At 66.2% G+C, this 19,045-nt stretch carries 16 protein-coding genes; 7 read left to right on the forward strand and 9 right to left on the reverse strand.

The window, feature by feature from the left end; genetic code table 11:
* Window positions 1–11: 11 nt before the first annotated feature.
* The 4 genes from ACU0DV_RS01260 to ACU0DV_RS01275 form a co-directional block, all read right to left on the reverse strand.
* Window positions 12–776, reverse strand: coding sequence for a glucose 1-dehydrogenase (locus tag ACU0DV_RS01260; RefSeq protein ID WP_446242119.1), 765 nt, complete (start codon window positions 774–776; stop codon window positions 12–14).
* A 3-nt stretch (window positions 777–779) separates the two neighbouring features.
* Window positions 780–2,078: a M24 family metallopeptidase gene (locus ACU0DV_RS01265; RefSeq protein ID WP_283982614.1), complete on the reverse strand. Its 1,299-nt coding sequence runs from the start codon at window positions 2,076–2,078 to the stop codon at window positions 780–782.
* A 67-nt stretch (window positions 2,079–2,145) separates the two neighbouring features.
* Window positions 2,146–2,955 carry an SDR family NAD(P)-dependent oxidoreductase gene (locus ACU0DV_RS01270; protein WP_100927432.1) on the reverse strand — a complete coding sequence of 270 codons (810 nt, stop codon included), beginning with the start codon at window positions 2,953–2,955 and terminating at the stop codon, window positions 2,146–2,148.
* 18 nt (window positions 2,956–2,973) lie between these two features.
* Window positions 2,974–4,779: an ABC transporter substrate-binding protein gene (locus ACU0DV_RS01275; RefSeq protein WP_446242142.1), complete on the reverse strand. Its 1,806-nt coding sequence runs from the start codon at window positions 4,777–4,779 to the stop codon at window positions 2,974–2,976.
* 261 nt (window positions 4,780–5,040) lie between these two features.
* Here ACU0DV_RS01275 and ACU0DV_RS01280 point away from each other — a divergent pair, with 261 nt between their 5' ends.
* The 6 genes from ACU0DV_RS01280 to ACU0DV_RS01305 all read left to right on the forward strand — a co-directional run bounded on the left by ACU0DV_RS01280 (window position 5,041) and on the right by ACU0DV_RS01305 (window position 11,382).
* Window positions 5,041–6,003: a sugar ABC transporter substrate-binding protein gene (locus ACU0DV_RS01280; RefSeq protein ID WP_100927430.1), complete on the forward strand. Its 963-nt coding sequence runs from the start codon at window positions 5,041–5,043 to the stop codon at window positions 6,001–6,003.
* Between the two features lie 91 nt (window positions 6,004–6,094).
* Complete coding sequence (locus tag ACU0DV_RS01285; protein ID WP_446242118.1) at window positions 6,095–6,901, forward strand: SDR family oxidoreductase; 807 nt, start codon at window positions 6,095–6,097, stop codon at window positions 6,899–6,901.
* A gap of 61 nt (window positions 6,902–6,962) precedes the next feature.
* Entirely contained in the window at window positions 6,963–7,937 is a 975-nt protein-coding gene (locus ACU0DV_RS01290) for an ABC transporter permease (protein ID WP_283982617.1), read from the forward strand.
* Between the two features lie 13 nt (window positions 7,938–7,950).
* Entirely contained in the window at window positions 7,951–8,952 is a 1,002-nt protein-coding gene (locus ACU0DV_RS01295) for an ABC transporter permease (RefSeq protein WP_100927427.1), read from the forward strand.
* Window positions 8,949–10,451, forward strand: a complete 1,503-nt coding sequence (locus ACU0DV_RS01300) for a sugar ABC transporter ATP-binding protein (RefSeq protein WP_283982619.1) — start codon at window positions 8,949–8,951, stop codon at window positions 10,449–10,451. Before ACU0DV_RS01295 ends, ACU0DV_RS01300 begins: the two co-directional genes overlap by 4 nt.
* Before the next feature lie 73 nt (window positions 10,452–10,524).
* Window positions 10,525–11,382: a fumarylacetoacetate hydrolase family protein gene (locus ACU0DV_RS01305; protein ID WP_446242117.1), complete on the forward strand. Its 858-nt coding sequence runs from the start codon at window positions 10,525–10,527 to the stop codon at window positions 11,380–11,382.
* 50 nt (window positions 11,383–11,432) lie between these two features.
* Here the strand turns inward: ACU0DV_RS01305 and ACU0DV_RS01310 are convergent, their stop codons facing one another.
* The 4 genes from ACU0DV_RS01310 to ACU0DV_RS01325 all read right to left on the reverse strand — a co-directional run bounded on the left by ACU0DV_RS01310 (window position 11,433) and on the right by ACU0DV_RS01325 (window position 16,242).
* Window positions 11,433–13,001: an FGGY-family carbohydrate kinase gene (locus tag ACU0DV_RS01310; protein ID WP_446242116.1), complete on the reverse strand. Its 1,569-nt coding sequence runs from the start codon at window positions 12,999–13,001 to the stop codon at window positions 11,433–11,435.
* Window positions 13,002–13,370: 369 nt separating this feature from the next.
* On the reverse strand, window positions 13,371–14,195 hold the full coding sequence (locus ACU0DV_RS01315) for an ABC transporter ATP-binding protein (RefSeq protein WP_446242115.1): 825 nt from the start codon (window positions 14,193–14,195) through the stop codon (window positions 13,371–13,373).
* Entirely contained in the window at window positions 14,195–15,241 is a 1,047-nt protein-coding gene (locus ACU0DV_RS01320; RefSeq protein WP_446242114.1) for a FecCD family ABC transporter permease, read from the reverse strand. Before ACU0DV_RS01320 ends, ACU0DV_RS01315 begins: the two co-directional genes overlap by 1 nt.
* Window positions 15,214–16,242 carry an iron ABC transporter substrate-binding protein gene (locus tag ACU0DV_RS01325; protein WP_446242113.1) on the reverse strand — a complete coding sequence of 343 codons (1,029 nt, stop codon included), beginning with the start codon at window positions 16,240–16,242 and terminating at the stop codon, window positions 15,214–15,216. Before ACU0DV_RS01325 ends, ACU0DV_RS01320 begins: the two co-directional genes overlap by 28 nt.
* A 227-nt stretch (window positions 16,243–16,469) precedes the next feature.
* On the opposite strand from ACU0DV_RS01325, the gene uxuA reads away from it, so the two are divergent.
* On the forward strand, window positions 16,470–17,642 hold the full coding sequence (gene uxuA / locus ACU0DV_RS01330; RefSeq protein ID WP_446242112.1) for a mannonate dehydratase: 1,173 nt from the start codon (window positions 16,470–16,472) through the stop codon (window positions 17,640–17,642).
* A gap of 42 nt (window positions 17,643–17,684) precedes the next feature.
* Here uxuA and ACU0DV_RS01335 read toward each other — a convergent pair whose 3' ends face one another.
* Entirely contained in the window at window positions 17,685–19,040 is a 1,356-nt protein-coding gene (locus ACU0DV_RS01335) for an aminotransferase class III-fold pyridoxal phosphate-dependent enzyme (protein WP_446242111.1), read from the reverse strand.
* Between the last annotated feature and the right edge of the window lie 5 nt (window positions 19,041–19,045).

Genomic DNA, 19,045 nt, shown 5'->3' on the forward strand with positions numbered 1-19,045 from the left:
GGTCTTCTCCTTCATCGGGCGAGCCAGCCGCCGTCCACCGTCACGCAACTGCCGTGGCAGTAGGCGGCGGCGTCGGAGGCGAGGAACACCGCGGCGCCCGCGATCTCCGACGGCTCGGCGAAGCGGCCTGCCGGTATGCGGTCCAGCAGCGCCTTCGAGCGGTCGGGATCGTCGCGCAATGCCTGCGTGTTGTCCGTGGCGGTGTAGCCGGGGGCGATGGCGTTGACGTTCACGCCATGCGGTGCCCACTCGTTGCAAAGCGCCTTTGTCAGGCCCAACACCGCGTGTTTCGAGGAGGCATAGGCCGGCACCCGCAGCCCCCCCTGCGAGCCGAGCACCGAAGACACGATGACGATCTTCCCGCTTCCTAGGGCGACCATGCGTTGTCCGGCGGCCTGTGACAGCAGCCACACGGAATCGAGGTTGACGGAAAGCACCCGGCGCCAGTCGTCCAGCGCCATGTCGGTCGAGTCCTCGCGGTGAATGATGCCCGCATTGTTGACGAGGATGTCGAGCCCGCCAAGCGCGTCGGCAGCGAAGGTCACAACCTCCCGGGCGCCGGCCTCGTCCATCCCGGCGAAATCGGCGCGCACGGCGGCGGCCTTTCGTCCCACAGCCTCGATCCTGGCCAGCGTTTCCTCGGGCTGGTGGCTTCGGTAGGTGAGGGCGATGTCGGCACCGGCGGCTGCAAGGGCGAGAGCGATGCCCTCACCGATGCCGGTCGCCCCGCCGGTGACAAAGGCCTTGCGGCCTGTCAGGTCGAACGGATTGCGCATCGCTCAGTACCGGTTCGCGATGGGCAGGTCTTCGGCGGGGAAGAGGGAGATGACCTCGCAGCCCTTCTCGGTCACGACGACCTCTTCCTCGATCCGCGCGGCGGAATAGCCGTCGGTCGCCGGGCAATAGGTTTCCAGCGCGAAGACCATGCCGGTCTGGATCTCCATCGGGTGATCGAGGCTGACGGCACGCGAGATGATCGGGCGTTCGTGCAGCGCCAGACCCAGACCGTGGCCGAACTGCAGGCCAAAGGCGGCGTCCTCGTTAGGAAACCCGAATTCCTCTGCCTTGGGCCAGAGCTTTGCCACCTGATCGGTCGTCACCCCCGGCTTGATCGCGGCAATCGAGGCGTCGATCCACTCACGCGCCTTCACGTAGGCATCGTTCTGCGACGGTGTCGCGCGGCCGATGTTGAACGTGCGGTAGTAGCAGGTCCGGTAGCCCTGGTAGGACTGGAGAATGTCGAAGAACGCCTGGTCGCCGGGGCGGAAGTAGCGGTCAGTGAAGTTGTGCGGGTGCGGGTTGCAGCGCTCGCCGGAAATGGCGTTGATCGCTTCCACGTCGTCCGAGCCCATCTCGTAGAGCATCTTGTTCGACAGCGCGACGATGTCGTTCTCGCGGATGCCGGGTTTCAGCTCTTCGTAGATCATGTGGTAGACGCCATCGACCATGCTGGCCGCCTGCGTCAGAAGCTGGATCTCGTCCCAGTTCTTGATCTCGCGCGCGGCGAGCATGATCTGCTGGCCGTCGACGACGTGCAGCCCCTCCTCTTGCAGCGCGTGGAACATCGCCGTCTCGGCATAATCGACACCCACCGGCATGTCGGCCATCCCTGCGTCGCGGATCAGCCCGGCGATCTGCTTGGCGTATTTCTTCATCAGGCCGAATTCCGGCGGGATCGTCCCGCGCATCCCCACCACACCGGCAAGGCAATGGCTCGGTTCCAGCCAGTCGGAGTAGCGCTTGTGGTGCTCGGCGGCCGATCCGAAATCCCAGACGTAGGGGCTGTCGTCGCCGGTCAGCAGGCAGAAGCGGCACATCTTGTCCCGCTCCCATTCGCCGATCTTGGTGGCCGAGACGTAGCGGATGTTGTTCACGTCGAACAGCAAGAGCGTGCCTGCGGGCGAGTTCTGCAGCGCCTGCCGCGTCCGGGCCAGCCGGTAGCGGCGCAGGCGGTCATGGTCGATGCGGCGTTCGAAGTCGACCGAGGTGTGGCCCCATGCAGGAAGGCGTTCGCGCCATTCCCAGTTCGGTTCGAGGTCTTGCGGGGTCAGCAGGTTCGGCATCAGTGCGCGGGACATGGAAAGCTCCTCCGGGTCGCGCGGGCGGCCCGTTGCGTGGGTTGAAATTGTTCGGAAAGTCAGTGGGTTACTTCGTGACCCAGCCGCCGTCGATGGAGATCATCTGGCCGGTCATGTAGTCGCTGTCGTCGGACGCCAGGAAGGATGCGGTCCCGGTGATGTCCTTGGGGTAGGAGACGCGCTTGATGACGAGGTTGTTGGCGACGATGTCGTCGTAGGCCTGCCCCTCGCGTTCCTTGAAGCCGATCTCGACCAGGTCCTTGTCGAGCTGCTCCCACAGCGGGGTGACGACCACGCCGGGCGCATAGCCGTTGACGGTGATGTTGTGTTCGGCCAGTCCGAGCGCGCCGCATTCGGTCAGCGCCAGACAGCCGTATTTCGACGTACAATAGACGGTCACGTCTACCAGCGGCTTGCGGGAGGCGATGCTGCCCACGTTGATCAGCTTGTAGGGATGATCCTCCATCGGGCCCTGCGCGATCATCTGCTTCGCCGTCTCCTGCATGCCAAGCCACATGGCCTTGGTGTTGACGTTCATGATCATGTCCCAGTTGTCCTCATCGATATCCATGAAGAACCGGGGCTTGTTCAGGCCCGCGTTGAACAGGGCGACGTTGATCGATCCGAAGGCGTCCACCACGGCCGCGACGGCGGCCGCGTTATCCTCCCGTTTGGTCACGTCCATCTTCACCGCGATGGCGCGGCCGTTCCCGGCGGCGTTGATCCGGTCAGCGACCTTCTGCGCCTCGGCCTCGTCCAGGTCGCCGAGGCAGACGTTCGCCCCCTGCGCGGCAAAGCTTTCGGCGCTGGCCGCACCCATGCCGCGCGCGGCACCGGTGATCAGGATGTTCTTTCCCTTCAAGCGATTGGGGTCCATGGTGATTTCCTCCTCCTATCACGGTGTCCCGTTTTGTCCGATCAATGCGTCGGCGCGGTCCTGTGCGCGGCGCAAAGCCTCGCGCGGGGAGACAATCCCGCGGAGCATGTCGTGGAATTCCTCGCCGCAGATCTTGAAGATGTCGCCGATCTCCGGCACCGGCGGGCGCGGCCAGAATTGCAGTTCGTCGCGCCATGACATCGCGTCGACCGCCTCGAAGATGGTCGAGAGGCGGCGCACGTCCGGATCCGCCCCGACCGAGTAGCGCGGGTTGGTGCGGCTGCCGTTCTGCACGTACAGCTTCTGCGCCTCCGGCGAGGTGAAGACCCGCAGCGCTTCGACCGCCGCGGGCACCCGTTCTGGCGCGAGGTTGGCGGGGATGCCCATGACGTAGCCGCCGACCGGGGCGACGGGCCGCATGCCCGGTGCCGGCGGATGTGGCAGGTAGGTAGTCTGGCCGCAGGCGGGCGAGGTCTCGTCCAGTTCGAAGTAGGGGGCCAGCAGCGTATAGCCGTAGGCCATGGCCACCTTCCCGGCGGCATAGGGGCGGACCCGCTCGTACCAGGACATCGACAGGATGTCGGGGGGCGAATACTTGAGCAGCTCCAGCAGGAACTCGGCCGCGGCCAGACCGGCATCGGTGTCGATCGTCGCGCGGTAATGGCCCCGGGCGAGGTGTTCGGTCCCGAAACCGCCCGCCTGTTCCGGCAGGTCGAGGATCGGCTGGCCGAAGTCGGCAAAGGTCATCAGCACCGTGTGACCCAGCGCAGTCCCGCGCGCGGCGTTCCAGGCGATGCCGTACTTGCCGCGCTGCGGGTCATGCAGCGCACGCGCCGCATCCAGCAGCGTTTCGGTGGTGGAGGGCGGCTCAAGCCCGGCCTTGGCGAACAAGTCATGGCGGTAGAACAGGAGTTCCGGCGTGGTCTGCGCCGGTACGCCGTAGGCCCGTCCGCCCCAATGCGCGCCTTGCCAGCCCGCGGTGTGAAAGTCCGCCGGGTCGAGCCGGGAAAGGTCCATGGCATCGTCCAGCGGCATGAGGACGTTCTTGCTGGCGAACTCGCCGATCCACGGAAGGTCCACCGCGATTATGTCGTAGCGGCTGGCGTCGCGGGCGGCGTTGCGCAGGGCCTCTTCGCGCAGGCGGTCGATGGAAAAGGCGCGCTGGCTGATCTCCGTGCCGATCACCTGTTCGAACTGGCGCTTGAGCGTGTCCATGACCATGAAGGTCGGATCGCCATGCACCAGCACCCGCAGCCCGCCCGAGACTTTTAGCGGTTCGTGCAGCACCCGCAGCGGCGGGATGGACTGCGCGGCGATGTAGCTGCCGCCGAAGTAATAGTCGCGGGTGTCCTGCCCACGGCCCGGTCCGCCGAAGGTGGTCTCGCCCAAGCGGCGCAGGCGGCCCGACAGCTGCATCCACGTCTCGATCATCGCCTCGCTGGGGTGCATCGAGAAGCTCTTGCCGGTAGCGGTGCGCGGGCGCTGTTCGATCAGGCCGGCATCGACCATCTCCTTCAGTCGTCGGTTCGCCGTGGCATAGGGCACGCGGCTGGCGCCGATCAGCGAGGTGGGCGTGACCGTCTTGCCGTCCAGATGTCCCTGCAGCAGGTGCATCATCATGCGCAGGTGCGCGTTTGGGGCCACGAGGTCGAGCGCGCCCTCAAGCTCGTCGCTGAAGGCTTCGAGGAAGGACAGGATCTCCACGGCCTCCGGCTTCGCCAGCGGTGCGGCGGGGCTTTGTCGGTCATGTCCTCCCATGTCGTTCATGGCCTGCGTCTTCTTCTTGATGTTCGGGTGGCTGTGCGGCCCATTCGCCGCATCCATCTTGGATGAATCGCGTTGTGTCACCGCGGGTCTCCTTGCAGGATGTCCAATGTGATCCCCGGTGCGTATCGAGAATCTGTCCAATCTGGATAAATCATATCTCATTTCGGATATTTTTGATGGATGCCTCTGCGTCAAAACCGGGCACGCTGAGTCACGTTCATTCGGCCAGGCCGGATGGTTCAGGGGGCCCGGGAGGAGCCCCGGGGATGGTCGCAAGAGGTGCGGCACCCGCTCAGTCAATTCCATGGGAGGAATAACATGAAGATCAGGACGATTCTTGCGGTCACCACCGCAGCGGTCACGTTCGGCGGGGCCGCCTTTGCCGAAAGCCACGGCGGCGCGATGAAGATCGGCATCACGCAGAACAACGTGGGCGTCGACAGCTACCAGACCACCTACGAGAAGGCCTTCATCGAGGCGGCAGAGGCCAACGACATGGTCGAGACCATCGTGCTCGACGCGGGCGGCGACGTGGCCCGCCAGATCGCGCAGATGGAGGACCTCATCCAGCAGGACGTGGACGCCATCATCATCTGGCCGACCAACGGCGAAGCGGTGATCCCCGCGGTTCGCAAGGCGCACCAGGCCGGTATCCCGGTCATCGTGACCAATTCGAACATCGCCGAGCAGGGCTTCGATTTCGTGAAGTCCTTCTCCGGTCCGGACAACATCACGCAGGGCGCCCGCTCGGCCGAGATCATGTGCGACAAGTTCAAGGAAATGGGCATCGAGGACGAGGCGCAGGTCGTCCACATCACCGGCCAGCCGGGCTACACCACCGCTATCGAACGCGCCAAGGGCTTCGAGGACCGCCTGCCGGAGGTCTGCCCGAACGTGACCGTCGTCGACACCCAGCCGGGCGACTGGAACCGCGAGAAGTCGCAGCAGGTCATGGAAGCCTTCCTCGTGAAGTACGATGACATCGACGGCGTCTATGCCGGAGATGACAACATGGGCGTGGGCGCGCTGAACGCCGCCAAGGCCGCGGGCCGCGACGGCATCATCTTTGTCGGCGCGACCAACTTCGCGGTGGGCTACGAGGCCATGGCAGCGGGCGACTACTGGGGTTCGATCTACCAGTCTCCGGTCGACGATGCGAAGGCTGCGCTGCAGACAGCGGTCGACGTGCTGAGCGGTGAAGAGGTGCCGTTCCTGAACTACTTCGACACGCCGAAGATCACCCAGGACAACATGGAAGAGTTCTCCAAGCCGGTGTTCTGATCGATCCTCCCGCGGTGCGGGGCGCGCGCAAATACCTGCGTGCCCCGCATTGTCGGTTGGACCAAACCCAAGACATGTGAGGAAACACGCCATGGGACGTGTGACGGGGCGCGCCTGCATCGTGACGGGCGCGGCGCGCGGCATCGGCCGCGCAATCGGCGAGGCGCTGCTGGAAGAGGGCGCGAAGGTCTGTTTTGCCGACATCGACGGTGACGGTGTCGCCGCGGTCGCCGAACAGAACAGCGCACGCTTCGACGCGCAGAACGTGACCTCGGCCCGGGTGGACGTGACGGACCGCGCCGCCGTCCGCGCGATGATCGACCACACCGTCGAGACCTTCGGACGGCTCGACGTGAAGTTCAACAACGCGGGCGTCAACAAGCCGATGAACTTCATGGACGTGGACGAGGCCAACTGGAATTTCATCATGGGTGTGAACGGTCTGGGCTGCATGATCGGCATGCAGGAGGCGGCCCGCCAGATGATGGCGCAGGGCCGGGGACCGGATGGCATGGCGGGCAAGATCGTCAACACCGCCTCTGTCGCGAGCCGTCAGGGTTTCGACAATGTGGCCCCCTACTGCGCGTCGAAGTTCGCTGTGGTGTCGCTGACGCAATCCGGCGCACGCGACCTTGCCAGGCACGGGATCACGGTGACCGGCTTCGCGCCCGGTGTCGTGAAGACCGAGATGTGGGAACAGGTCGACCGCGACCTGATGGAGATCGGCGCTTCTGCCCGCCCGGGGCAGGCGATGGAGGAGTTCTCCTCCTCGATCCTCAAGGGCCGTGTCGCGACGCCGCCCGACATCACGGGAACGACCACCTTCCTCGCGTCGCGAGAGAGCGACTACATGACCGGGCAGATCGTGATGATCGACGGGGGGATGACGCTGGTCTGACATCGCCCACCGACCACACGTTCGATACCATACGCAGGCCTGCGATTTCAGGGAGGGGATCATGGCAGTTTTCGACAAAAGGGAGATCGGCAGCGTTCTGGCGAAACAGGGTATCCTGATCGCCTTCGCGCTGTTCATGATCGCCTTCACCATCGCCAATCCGAAGTTCATTTCCGTCGACAACGTCTTCAGCGTCGTGCGGTCGTCCGCGATCCTGGGCGTGATGGCGCTTGGCGTGACGTTTGTCGTCATCAGCGGCAACCTCGACCTGTCGGTCGGATCGATGATGTCCTTCTCGACCATCGTGGTGCTCGACCTGCACGACAAGGTCGGCCCCGCGCTGGCCATTCCGCTGATGTTCGCCATGACTCTATGCTTGGGCGCCTTCATCGGGTTCCTGGTCGGCTATCTCAGGCTCAACTCGCTGATCGTGACGCTGGGGATGCTGTCCGCGATCCACGGTCTGACGCTGACCTATTCCGGCGGCCAGAACATGGACATCGCCGACAAGGAGGGCACATGGTTCTCCGTCTTCGGGCAGGGCACGGCGCTTGGCATTCCCGTCCCGATCCTGATCTTTGTGGCGTTGGCCGCGTTCCTCGGGCTGGCGCTGGCGAGGACGCCCTTCGGGCGCAAGGTCTACGCGGTGGGCGGCAACGGCACGGCGGCGACCTTCTCGGGCATCCGCAGGGCGCGCACCGTCTTCACCTGCTACCTGATCTCGGCGGGCTGTGTTGCGACCGCCGGCCTGATCCAGGCCAGCCGCTCGCTCGGGTCGCAGAACACCGTGGGGCAGGGGCTGGAACTCGAGGTGCTGGCCGCGGTGATCCTTGGCGGGGCGTCGTTGCTGGGCGGGTCGGGAACGATCTTCAAGACCGTGATCGGGGTGCTGATCCTCGGCTTCATCCAGAACGGGCTGCTGCTCGTGGGCTTGCAGTTCTACGTCCAGTTCGTCGTCACCTGGATCATCATCATTCTCGCGGTCTGGCTGGATATTGCGGCCAAGCGCGGCAAGCTCTGGTCCATGATCGCGTAAGGGAGGCACGGCAATGCAAAAGGTCAATTTCTCCGCAGCGCTCAAGGGCGGCGCGATCTGGGGCTTCATCCTGCTGGAACTGCTGTTCTTCAGCATCGCGGGCGAATACCTCTCGGTCTCCGACAAGGCCTTCATGGACCTCGAGAACATGCTGCTGCTGTTCAAGCAGTCGGCGCCCATCGGCATCATCGCCATGGGCATGACCATTGTCATGGTGAACGGCAACATCGACCTGTCGGTCGGCGCCACCTTCGCCATCGCGGCGATCATCCTGCTCGACTCCATGACCTGGCCGATCTTCGCGGGCCTCGGCGACTGGGTGATCCCGGTGGCGTGGCTGCTGGCCCTGACGGTCGGTACCCTGCTTGGCGCGCTGAACGGGCTGATCGTCTGGAAGACCGGCGTCGATGCCTTCATCGTCACGCTGGGATCCATGCTGGGCTACCGCGGCATCGTCTTCATGTTCAACGGCGAGAACCCGACGAGCCACCTCAACTGGACGCTGGTGGACTTCGCCGAGGCAGAGTTCCTCGGGCTGGCGACCGCGACGTGGTTCCTGCTGGGCGTCACGCTCGTGATGTGGTTCCTCATGGCCCGCACGGTGCATGGCCGCAACGCATATGCCATCGGCGACAACCGCGAGGCGGCGGTGAATGCGGGCATCCGCGTCGGCCCGCACATGATGATCAACTTCGCCATCATCGGCTTCCTCGCCGCACTGTCGGCGGTGGTCTTCTACTCGGAAAGCGGGTCGGTGAACCCCAACGACGGGCAGCTCTACGAGCTCTGGGTCATCACAGCGGTCGTGCTGGGCGGCACCAAGATCACCGGCGGGGCAGGCAACGTCATCGGCACCTTCGGCGGGGTCATCGCGATCCAGCTTCTGCGCAAGGGGCTGGGCCACATCGGGGCAGATACTTCAACGGTAAACCTTGTGATCGGTCTGATCCTGATCGCGGTTCTGTTCCTCGACCGGCAGTTGAACATCAAGGGCAAGGAGGAGCTGAGGGTATGACACAACCGGTTCTGCGTCTCGAAGACATCGTCAAGACCTTCCCCGGCGTCCGGGCGCTGGACGGGGTGTCGCTCTCAGTCATGCCCGGCGAGGTCCACGCCCTCATGGGCGAGAACGGCGCCGGCAAGTCGACCCTGATGAAAGTGCTGGGCGGCATCCACCAGCCCACCGAAGGCGCGATCTACATGGGCGACCAAAAGGTCGTCATGGCCGGCCCGCTTGAGGCGAAGGCCAAGGGCATCGTCTTCATCCACCAGGAGCTCAGCCTCGCCGAGGAACTGAGCGTGGCCGAGAACATCTACCTCGGAGAACTGCCGCGAAAGAGCTTCGGCCGGGTCGACTGGGCGACGCTCACGAAGAAGACCGACGCGATCCTCGGCAAGCTGAACGTGGGCTTCGACGCGCGCACCCGGGTTGGCGACCTGTCGATCGCCAACCAGCAGATGGTGGAGATCGCCCGCGCCCTGACCGTGGACGCCAAGGCGGTGATCTTCGACGAGCCCACCGCCTCTCTGACCGACGCGGAGAAGGTCGTCCTGTTCGATGTGATCGCCGACCTGAAGCGCGACGGGGTGGGGGTCATCTACATCTCCCACCGCATGGAAGAGATATTCCGCATCACCGACCGCATCTCTATCCTGCGCGACGGCCAGTACCAGGGCACGGTCAACACCGCCGAGACCACGGAGGAGGCGGTGACGCAGATGATGATCGGACGCAAGCTCGACCTCAGCCGCAACGCTGCGCACCACGAACTGGGCGAGGTCGCGCTGGAGGTGCGGGGCCTGTCCTGCGGCAAGCTCTACAAGGATGTGTCGTTCGAGATCCGGCGCGGTGAGGTCGTGGGCTTCTACGGCCTGGTCGGCGCCGGGCGGACCGAGATCGCGGAAACGCTCTTCGGCCTGCGCACCCCCTCTGCCGGGCAGATCCGGCTCGCGGGCAAGGAGGTCAGCATCCACAGCCCGACGGACGCCATCGCAAAGGGCATCTCCCTCGTCCCCGAGGACCGCAAGGGGCAGGGGCTGGTGCTTGGTATGAACTGCCGGGACAACATGACCCTGCCGCAGGTCGACGATCTGAGGACCGGGCCGTTCATGGCCGAAGGGGCCGAGGTGGCGATTTTCGACCAGTACCGCGACCGGCTCGACATCCGCACGCCGGGCTGGAAACAGAAGGTCGGCAACCTGTCGGGCGGCAACCAGCAGAAGATCGTGATCGGCAAGTGGCTCTCGATGCACCCGGAGGTGCTGATCGTGGACGAGCCCACGCGCGGCATCGACGTCGGCTCCAAGTCGGAGATCCACAAGCTGCTGCGCGAACTGGCGGCGCAGGGCTATGCCGTCATGGTCATCAGTTCGGAAATGCCGGAGGTCTTGCACGTCTCGGACCGGATCGTCGCCATGTACTCGGGCCGCATCATGCGCACCTTCACTTCCGAGGAAGTGACCGAGGATAGCCTGATCCAGGCAATTTCGGGCATTGGCCAGGAGGTGGCGTGAACCGCACGCTCCGGCCTCGGCAGGCCCGCAACCCGGGCTGCGCCCTCGCCGGACATCAAGGAAAGGACCAGACATGAAATTTCTGCGCTACGGCCCGCCCGGGGCCGAGAAACCCGGCCTTCTGGACAGTGAGGGCCATGTGCGCGACCTCTCCGGCGTGGTGGCGGACATCTCCGGCGACGTGCTGCGCCCCGAAGGCCTTGCCGCGCTGCGCAATCTCGATCTGTCCAGTCTGCCGCGGGTCGAGGGCACGCCGCAGGACGACCTGCGCCTCGGTCCTTGTGTCGGGGGCATCGGCAAGTTCATCTGCATCGGCCTCAACTACGCCGATCACGCTGCCGAATCCGGCATGCCCATCCCGGAAGAGCCGATCATCTTCAACAAGTGGACCTCTGCCATCTGCGGGCCGAACGACCCGATCCAGGTTCCGCGCGGCTCGGAAAAGACCGACTGGGAGGTCGAGCTTGGCGTGGTGATCGGCGCGCCCGGCGTCTACATCGAGGAGGCCGACGCGATGGATCATGTCGCCGGGTTCTGCGTCATCAACGACGTGTCAGAGCGTGACTTCCAGCTGCATCGCGCGGGGTCTTGGGACAAGGGCAAGGGCTGTGACACCTTCGGACCGACCGGCCCATGGCTCGTCACGCCCGACGAGGTGGGCGATGTCGATGCGCTCGACATGTGGCTCGACGTCGACGGCGAACGGATGCAGTCGGGCAGCACTGCCACGCTGATCTTCAAGGTTCCCCATCTGGTCGCCTATTGCAGCCGCTTCATGAGCCTCCAGCCCGGCGACGTGATCTCCACCGGCACGCCCCCGGGCGTCGGCATGGGCAAGACCCCGCCGCGCTACCTGAAGGGCGGAGAGACCGTGTCGCTCGGCATCGCGGGGCTGGGGGAGCAGAGAAGCAGGGTCCTGCACGCAAACTGACCCGACGCGCTTGGGGGCGGCTGTTTGTCGGCCGCCCCGGCGCAAGGTGTCTAGGCCTTCGCCCGTGCGGCCACATCCTGAAGCGCCTCGAAGATGGCATATCTGCCTTCGTGGCGCCGGACTGCTTCCGCATCGGGATGGTTGATGACACCGGCGCGCGACATGGTGCGCATCGCGTCGCCCGCGTCCGTCCGCAGACCAGACGCCAGCGCCCCCAGCATCGCGGCCCCCAGCAGCACGGGTTCGTCGGTCTCGGGCGCCACCACGGGTTTGCCCGTCGTATCGGCGAGGATCTGTCTGACCAGCGGATGCCGTCCCGCGCCGCCACTCACCGCGATCCGGTCCACCCCGGCACCGGCGGCTTCCTGCGCGGCGATGATCTGGCGCAACCCGTAGCCCAGTCCGCACAGCGTGGCGAGGTATAGCGCCAGCAGGCTCTCCGGCCCGCGATCCATGCCAAGCCCCATGACGGTGGCGCGCCGGTGCGGGTCGGCATGGGGCGCGCGGTTGCCCAGCACCTCGGGGACAACATGGAGACCGGCGACCAGTTGGGTCACATCCCGGCCCCCCACACGATCCGCAAGCCACGCGGGCAGGGACTGTCCTGCCGCCTTGGCCTGCCGGTGGGCCTCCGGCGCGAAAGGGTGATGGTCGATCAGCTGGTCCACCGCAGCACCCGCCGCCGATTGGCCGCCTTCGTTCAGCCACATGCCCGGGACCATCGCCGAATGGTAAGGCCCCCAGACCCCCGGCACGAAGGCAGGCTCTGCGGTTGTCGTCATCGTGCAGGAAGACGTGCCGAAGACGTAGCCAAGGTCGCGCGTCGGATCGCCCGCCGTTCCGACCGTTCCCAGACCCCCGGCATGCGCGTCGATCAGCCCGGCGCTGACCGGTGTGCCCTCCGGCAGGCCCATGCTTTCGGCGGCCTCGGCGGTCAAACCATGGCCAAGCGCTGTCCCGGCGGGCACCACCCGGCTGCCGATCCGGAAGAAGTCGTCGCGGCTCAGATCGCCCAGCCCGACCTTCTCGAAATAACTCGCGTCCCAGCGGTTCTCGTGGGCGAGGTAGGTCCATTTGCAGGTAACGGTGCAGACAGACCGGGCCAGATCGCCCGACGCCTTCCACGTCAGGAAGTCGGTGAGATCCATGAACTGCCAAGCAGCGTCGTAGATGTCGGGCGCGTTCTCCTTCAGCCATAGGAGCTTGGGCGTCTCCATCTCGGGCGAGATCACGCCGCCCACGTAGTCCAGCACCGGATGGCCAAGCGCGTTGATCCGCTCCGCCTGTCCGGTGGCGCGGTGATCCATCCAGACGATGATGTTGCGATCTTCGCCGACCGGCAGCGGCACGCCGCCTTGGCCGAGGATCACCAGCGAACAGGTGGCATCGAAGCCGATGCCCGCCACGCTGGCCGGGTCCACGGCGGAGGCGGCGATCGCGCCGCGAACGGCCTGGCAGACGGCGGACCAGATGTCGTCGGAGGATTGTTCGACCCGGTTGCCGTCGCCTTTCCAGATCGCGATGTCCTGCATGGCGGACCCTTTCAGGACGCCCGTCTCTTCAAAGACCCCGGCCCGCGCCGATCCTGTGCCCACGTCGATACCGATCAGGTGTTTCATCTCAATCAACCTCTCTTTCGGGCGGGAAAGCCATGTGCCGTGTCATCGTCATGTCCGAGCCGCCTGAGCCGTGTGGCCAACCGCAGGCCTGTTCCTTCCCGCACCACGCATTAATTCCGCCCGAGCCTTGACCTGTCCTTGCCGCTGCGCAGGCGGCGCGATTTCGTGTCTGGGACATCCGGTTCCTCCTCCAAGTCAGGTCCGGCGCGCCACGCCCGGGACACCCCGCTGCAGGACATGAGCCCGGTTTCGCTTGAGGGCTTGATCATCTCCGGCGCGCCTGATCGGGCCGCTCAATCGATTGAGCAATCGATGCAGCATGTCCGCCGCCATGTAAACTCGTCAACGTCAGATCGCATGGTCAGGGCGTCACAGGCCCGCATCCCCCACACGCCGCGCGCCGCCGGAAGGTGCCGCGGGCAGGCCCGGCAGGCAGACTTTGCGGCCCGAAGGCGTGGTTTCCACCGAGACGCCGATGCCGTAGACCGCGCTCAGGGTCTGCGTGGTCAGCACCTCGTCGCAGGGGCCCTCGGCCACCCGTTGCCCGGCCTTCATCAACAGGACGCGCGCGCCAAGCTGGAAGGCGTGGTCGGGGTTGTGGGTGGACAGAACGACTCCATGACCGCCATGCGCGGCGGCGCGGGCCAGCGCGGAAATCCGTGTCAGCACCTGCGCCTCGTTGCCGAAGTCGAGGCTGGCGGTCGGTTCGTCCATGACCATCAACGGCGCCTCCTGCGCAAGCGCGCGGGCGATCAGCACCAGTTGCCGCTGGCCGCCGGACAGGCGGGAATAGTCGGCGGCGGCGAGGTCTCCGATCCCCAGTTGCGCCATGGCGGCAAAGGCCGCCTCCCGGTCAGTGCGGGAGGGCTGGCCGAAGGCGCCGAGGCGCGCGGTCCGGCCCATCAGGACGACGTCCAGCGCCTCGAACGGGAAGGGCGGGGCGTGTGCCTGCGGCACGTAGGAGATCTGCCGTGCAACCTCTGCCCGGCGCTGCGCGGTGATGGGCTTGCCAGAAAGCAGGACCTCGCCCGAGAGCGGCGGCAGCAATCCCAGAAGCGTGCGGAACAGCGTCGTCTTCCCGCAGCCGTTCGGACCGAGCAGGCACAGCACGTCGCCCGGTGCCAACTCTAGGCCAAGGCCGGAACCGATCACCTGCTGTCCGTAGCCGATGGACAGATCGCGTGCGACCAGCATCAGGACCAGCCCCGCCGCCCGCGGGCGAGGAGCCAGACGAAGAAAGGCGCGCCGATGACGGCGGTGAGGATGCCAAGCGGGATCTCTGCGGCGGCAAGGGAGCGGGCGGCGGTGTCCACCACCAGCAGGTAGAGTGCGCCGATCAGCACCGATGTGGGCAGCAGCCTGCCAAACCCCGGCCCGGCAATCATCCTCGCGATATGCGGGATCACCAACCCGACCCAACCGACCACGCCCGCCAGCGCGGTCACGCTCGCGGTGACAAGCGTGGCTGCGGTGATGACGAGGAACCGGGTTCGGCCGGCGTCGATGCCGAGCGACCGGGCCTCCTCGTCGCCGAGGGAGAGCACGTTGATCCGCCAGCGCAACAGCCACAGCGGCACCAGACCGAGCAGGACGAGGGGCAGCGCGGGCATGATATCGTCGGAGGTGGTCGCCGCCAGCGATCCCAGCAGCCAGAAGGTGATCGCCGGAAGCTGGTCGTAGGGGTCCGCCATGACCTTCAGAAGCGACGTCACCGCCCCCGCGAGCGCGCCGATCACCACGCCGATCAGCACAAGCGAAAGGGTCCGGTCCGTACCGCGCACCGCCGAGGCCACGAGCATGACGATACCTACCGCGACCATGCCGCCGACGAAGGCCGAGCCCTGGATCGCGGCGACCGGCAGCGACAGGAAGATCCCTGCGACGGCGCCCAGCCCGGCCCCGGCGGATACTCCGAGGATGTCCGGCGACACCAGCGGGTTGCGGAACAGCGCCTGGTAACTGGCCCCCGCCGCCGCCAGTGCCGCACCCACCATAAGGGCTGCGGCGACGCGCGGCAGGCGGATCCTCCAGACCACGATGGTGGATTGCGTGTCCCCCCGGCCCGCGAGCGTGGCCAGCACCTCGCCCGGGGAAAGGGCGTAGGGGCCGATCATGATCGCGGCAAAGGCCGTCGCGCAGACCAGCGCGATCAACACGCCGGTCAGCGTCGCCCCCGTCAGGATGCGTGTCGCGCGGTCCCTTGGCGGGTTGCCTACCTCGGGGGTCGCCCGTCCGTCCATTCCAGAAGCCTGTCCAGTTCGTCCTCGTCGAGGTCCACGTGATAGTAACGCCGGTAGAACGCGCGCGTGTCGTCGCGCAGGTCCGACGTCCATTGATCCGGATACAGCAGCCCCGCCATCCAGATCAGCCCGATCATCCGGTTGACGGAGGGCGGGCCATCGATCCAGCCAAAGGGCTCGACCGGCGAAAGGTACACGCGCCCGCTCTGCACCGCGTCGATCCCGGCCCACAGCGGATCGTCGAAGACGCCTGGATAGAAAGTGTCGTCCCAGGTGACGATGGTGTCCGGATTGGCGACGATGACCTGCTCCATCGAGGCGTTCACCAGCCCGCGTGTCGCACCGCCGTCGTCGGCCACGTTGCGGCCCCCGGCGCGCTCGATGATCTCGGTGTTGATGGAGCCTTTCATCCCGGTCTCCAGCCCGTCCGGTCCCCGCGCCAGGTAGACGCGCGGCCGGTCCTCTTCGGGGATGCCGGACAGGATCGCGTCGATCCGGGCAAAGGTGTCTTCGACATCTGCGGCCAGCGTCTCTCCGCGGTCGGGCACGCCGAGGATGTCCCCGACGAGGCGCAGCGCGTCCGGCGTTGCCTCGAACCGGCCATCGACGAGGATGTAGGGAATGCCTGTCTGTTCCTGCACCCGGTCCGCGAGATCGATGTAGGTGTCGAGGACAGAACCGAAGTCGATGATCAGGTCGGGCCGCAGGGACAGCACCCGCTCGAGGTTTGCCTCACCGCCGCGTCCGGTGAGCCGCCCGGTCTCCGGCAGATCGCGGTAGGGCGCGGCGATGTAGGTCCGTTCCTCGGGACGCAGAGCGCGCGGCCAGCCGGGCAGGGTGTCGGGCTTCACGATGTAGGTGAGCACCGCTGCGGTCGGACCGGCGGCAAAGACCGTCTGCACCTCGTCGGGAATCTCGACGACGCGCCCTGCGCTGTCGGTCACGCTCCGCGCGGCAACGGGACCCGCAAGCAGCAGGACAAAGAGACAGAACGCGCGCATCTGGGGGCAAGACCTTCTTCGCTGCGTGGCCGGCGACCGTCGCCGTGCCTTTGCGGCAAACTGCAATGACGGGCGCGGTAATGGAAGGGTTGTCGGGCAAAAGTTGACGTAAGGTTGATTTCGGCGCGCGGACCCGCCCTTTTTCACCCGGCGTTTGCAAATCGCGGCGAATGGTATACCAGAATCCCGTGCCACGCGGGTGGCGGGTTGGCAGGGAAGAGAACGACATGATCGAAAGCTGGCGGTGGTATGGGGATCTCGACACGATCTCGCTGAACCAGATCCTCCAGACAGGCGCATCCGGCATCGTGACCGCGCTGCACGAGATCCCCTATGGCGAAGTGTGGTCGCGGGAGGCGGTTGCCGAACGCACCTCCCGCATCCGCGCGGCGGGCATGGAATGGGTCGTCTGCGAAAGCCTGCCGCTGCACGAAGACATCAAGCTGGGCACCGGCGATCTCGGGACGCTGTTCGCGAATTACCGTCAGTCGATGGCCAACCTCGCCGCCGAGGGCGTCACCGCAATCTGCTACAACTTCATGCCCCTCATCGACTGGACCCGGACGGACCTTGCCGCGCCGGTGGCCTCGGGCGGGACCTGCCTGCGCTTCGACGCGGTGAAGATGGCGGCGTTCGAGCTGCACATGCTGGGCCGCGCGGCGGCAGAGGACGACTATTCCGCCGAGGTCGTGACGAAGGCGGCGGCATGGCATGCGGAGTCTTCCGAAGACGACCGTGCCGCACTGCTGAACGCGATCATGTGCGGCCTGCCGGGCGCTTACGACCGCTACGACATCGAACAGCTCCGCGCGGCGCTGGCGCGTTACGACGGGATGACCCGCGACGACATCCGCGCGAACTTCAAACGGTTCCTCGAAGAGGTGGTGCCCACCGCCGAAGAACTTGGCGTGCGGCTCTGCGTGCACCCGGACGATCCGCCGCGCAACATCCTGGGCCTGCCGAGGCTCGTCTCGGGCGCCGAGGACGTGGCCTGGGTCATGGGCGCGGTCGACAGCGTCGCCAACGGCCTGACGCTCTGCTCCGGGTCGCTGGGGGCGGGGCCGGCCAACGATCCGGTCGCCATCGCCCGGACCCACGCCGACCGCATCCACTTCGCCCACCTGCGCAACGTCCGGAAGGAACCCGACGGGTCGTTCGAGGAGGCGGCGCATCTGGAAGGCGATACCGACATGGTGGACCTCGCGCGCGTCCTGCTGGACGAGGAGGCGCGGAGGCGGGCAGAGGGCCGTGCGGATGCGAACATCCCGTGGCGGCCGGATCATGGTCACGATCTGCTCGACGACCTCACCCGCGACAATTTCCCCGGCTATCCGCTGATCGGGCGGATGCGTGGCATGGCCGAGATACGCGGCGTCATCACCGCGCTGAAGGCGGCCTGATCCCCGCCGCGGCGCGCCCCGGTTGCGGGACGCGCCAAAGAGTCATGCGACCGAGGCGAACCCGGCGTCGAGCGCCGAGAGGATCGTGTCCACATGCGCGGCTGTCAGGATCAGCGGCGGCGAGAGGATGATATTCGGCCCGGAAACCCGCACCATCGCGCCTGCCTCATAGGTGGCGCGGTGGATCCGGCCGATGGTCTTCTTGTCGATCGCGGTCTTGGAGCCCCGGTCAGACACCAGCTCGAGCGCGCACATCAGGCCATGTCCGCCGCGCACGTCGCCGATCAGCTCGAACTTCTCCTTCAGCGCGTTCAGCCCCTCGAAAAGCTGCGCCCCCCGCGCAGCCGCGTTGTCCTTGACCGACAGGCGTTCCGTCTCCTTCAGGCAGGCGATGGCCGCGGCCGCGCCGACCGGGTGGCCCGAATAGGTGTAACCAGACCCGATGGAGCCCTTGCCGGAGGTGTCGGATTCGAAGACCTCCACGATCTTGTCCGACAGCATGACCGCGCCGAAGGGGAAGTAGCCGTTGGTGATCGCCTTCGCGGTGCAGGCCATGTCGGGCTGCACGCCCCAATGGCGCGAGCCGGTCCAGTCGCCGGTGCGGCCGAAGGCGGTGATGACCTCGTCCGCGATCAGGAGGATGCCGTTGCGGTCGCAGATCTCGCGCACGCCGGGCATGAAACTTGTGTGCGGCGGGATGACCCCGCCTGCGCCCAGCACCGGCTCCATGATGAAGGCGGCGATGGTGCCTGCGCCCTGGAAGGCGATCTCGTCCTCCAGCGCGGCAAGGCACATCTGCGCCAGCCGCTCCGGGTCGGTCTCGTTGAACGGGTTGCGGTAGGTGTAGGGCGCGGGGATGTGGAAACAGCCCGCCATCAGCGGTTCGTACTGCGTGCGGAAGTTCGCGTTGCCGTTGACCGAGGCGCCCAGCGTATGCGTGCCGTGGTAGCCCTTCTTGAGGCTCAGGAACTTGGTCCGCCCGGCCTCTCCGCGCAGCTTGTGGTACTGCCGGGCGAGGCGCAGCGACACCTCGACCGAATCCGACCCGCCGGAGGTGAAGAAGGCGCGGCTCAGCCCGTCGGGCGCAAAGAACTCCTTCAGCATCCACGACAGCTCGATCACCGCGTCGTTCGATGTGCCCCGGAAGATCGAGTAGTACGGCAGCCGGTCGAGCTGCTCGGTGATGGCGTCCTTTACCGGCCGGCAGGAATAGCCGAGGTTCACGTTCCAAAGGCCCCCTACCGCATCGACAGAGCGGAAGCCGTCGACATCGGTGATCTCGACCCCTTCGCCACCGACGATGATGTCGGGCGGGTTGGCGAGGCTGTCGGCGGGATGTGCCATCGGGTGCCACAGGTGGCGCGCGTTGTTTTCCTTGAGGAAGTTGCTGTCTTTCATCGGGG

The organism is Sagittula sp. (assembly GCF_052825245.1).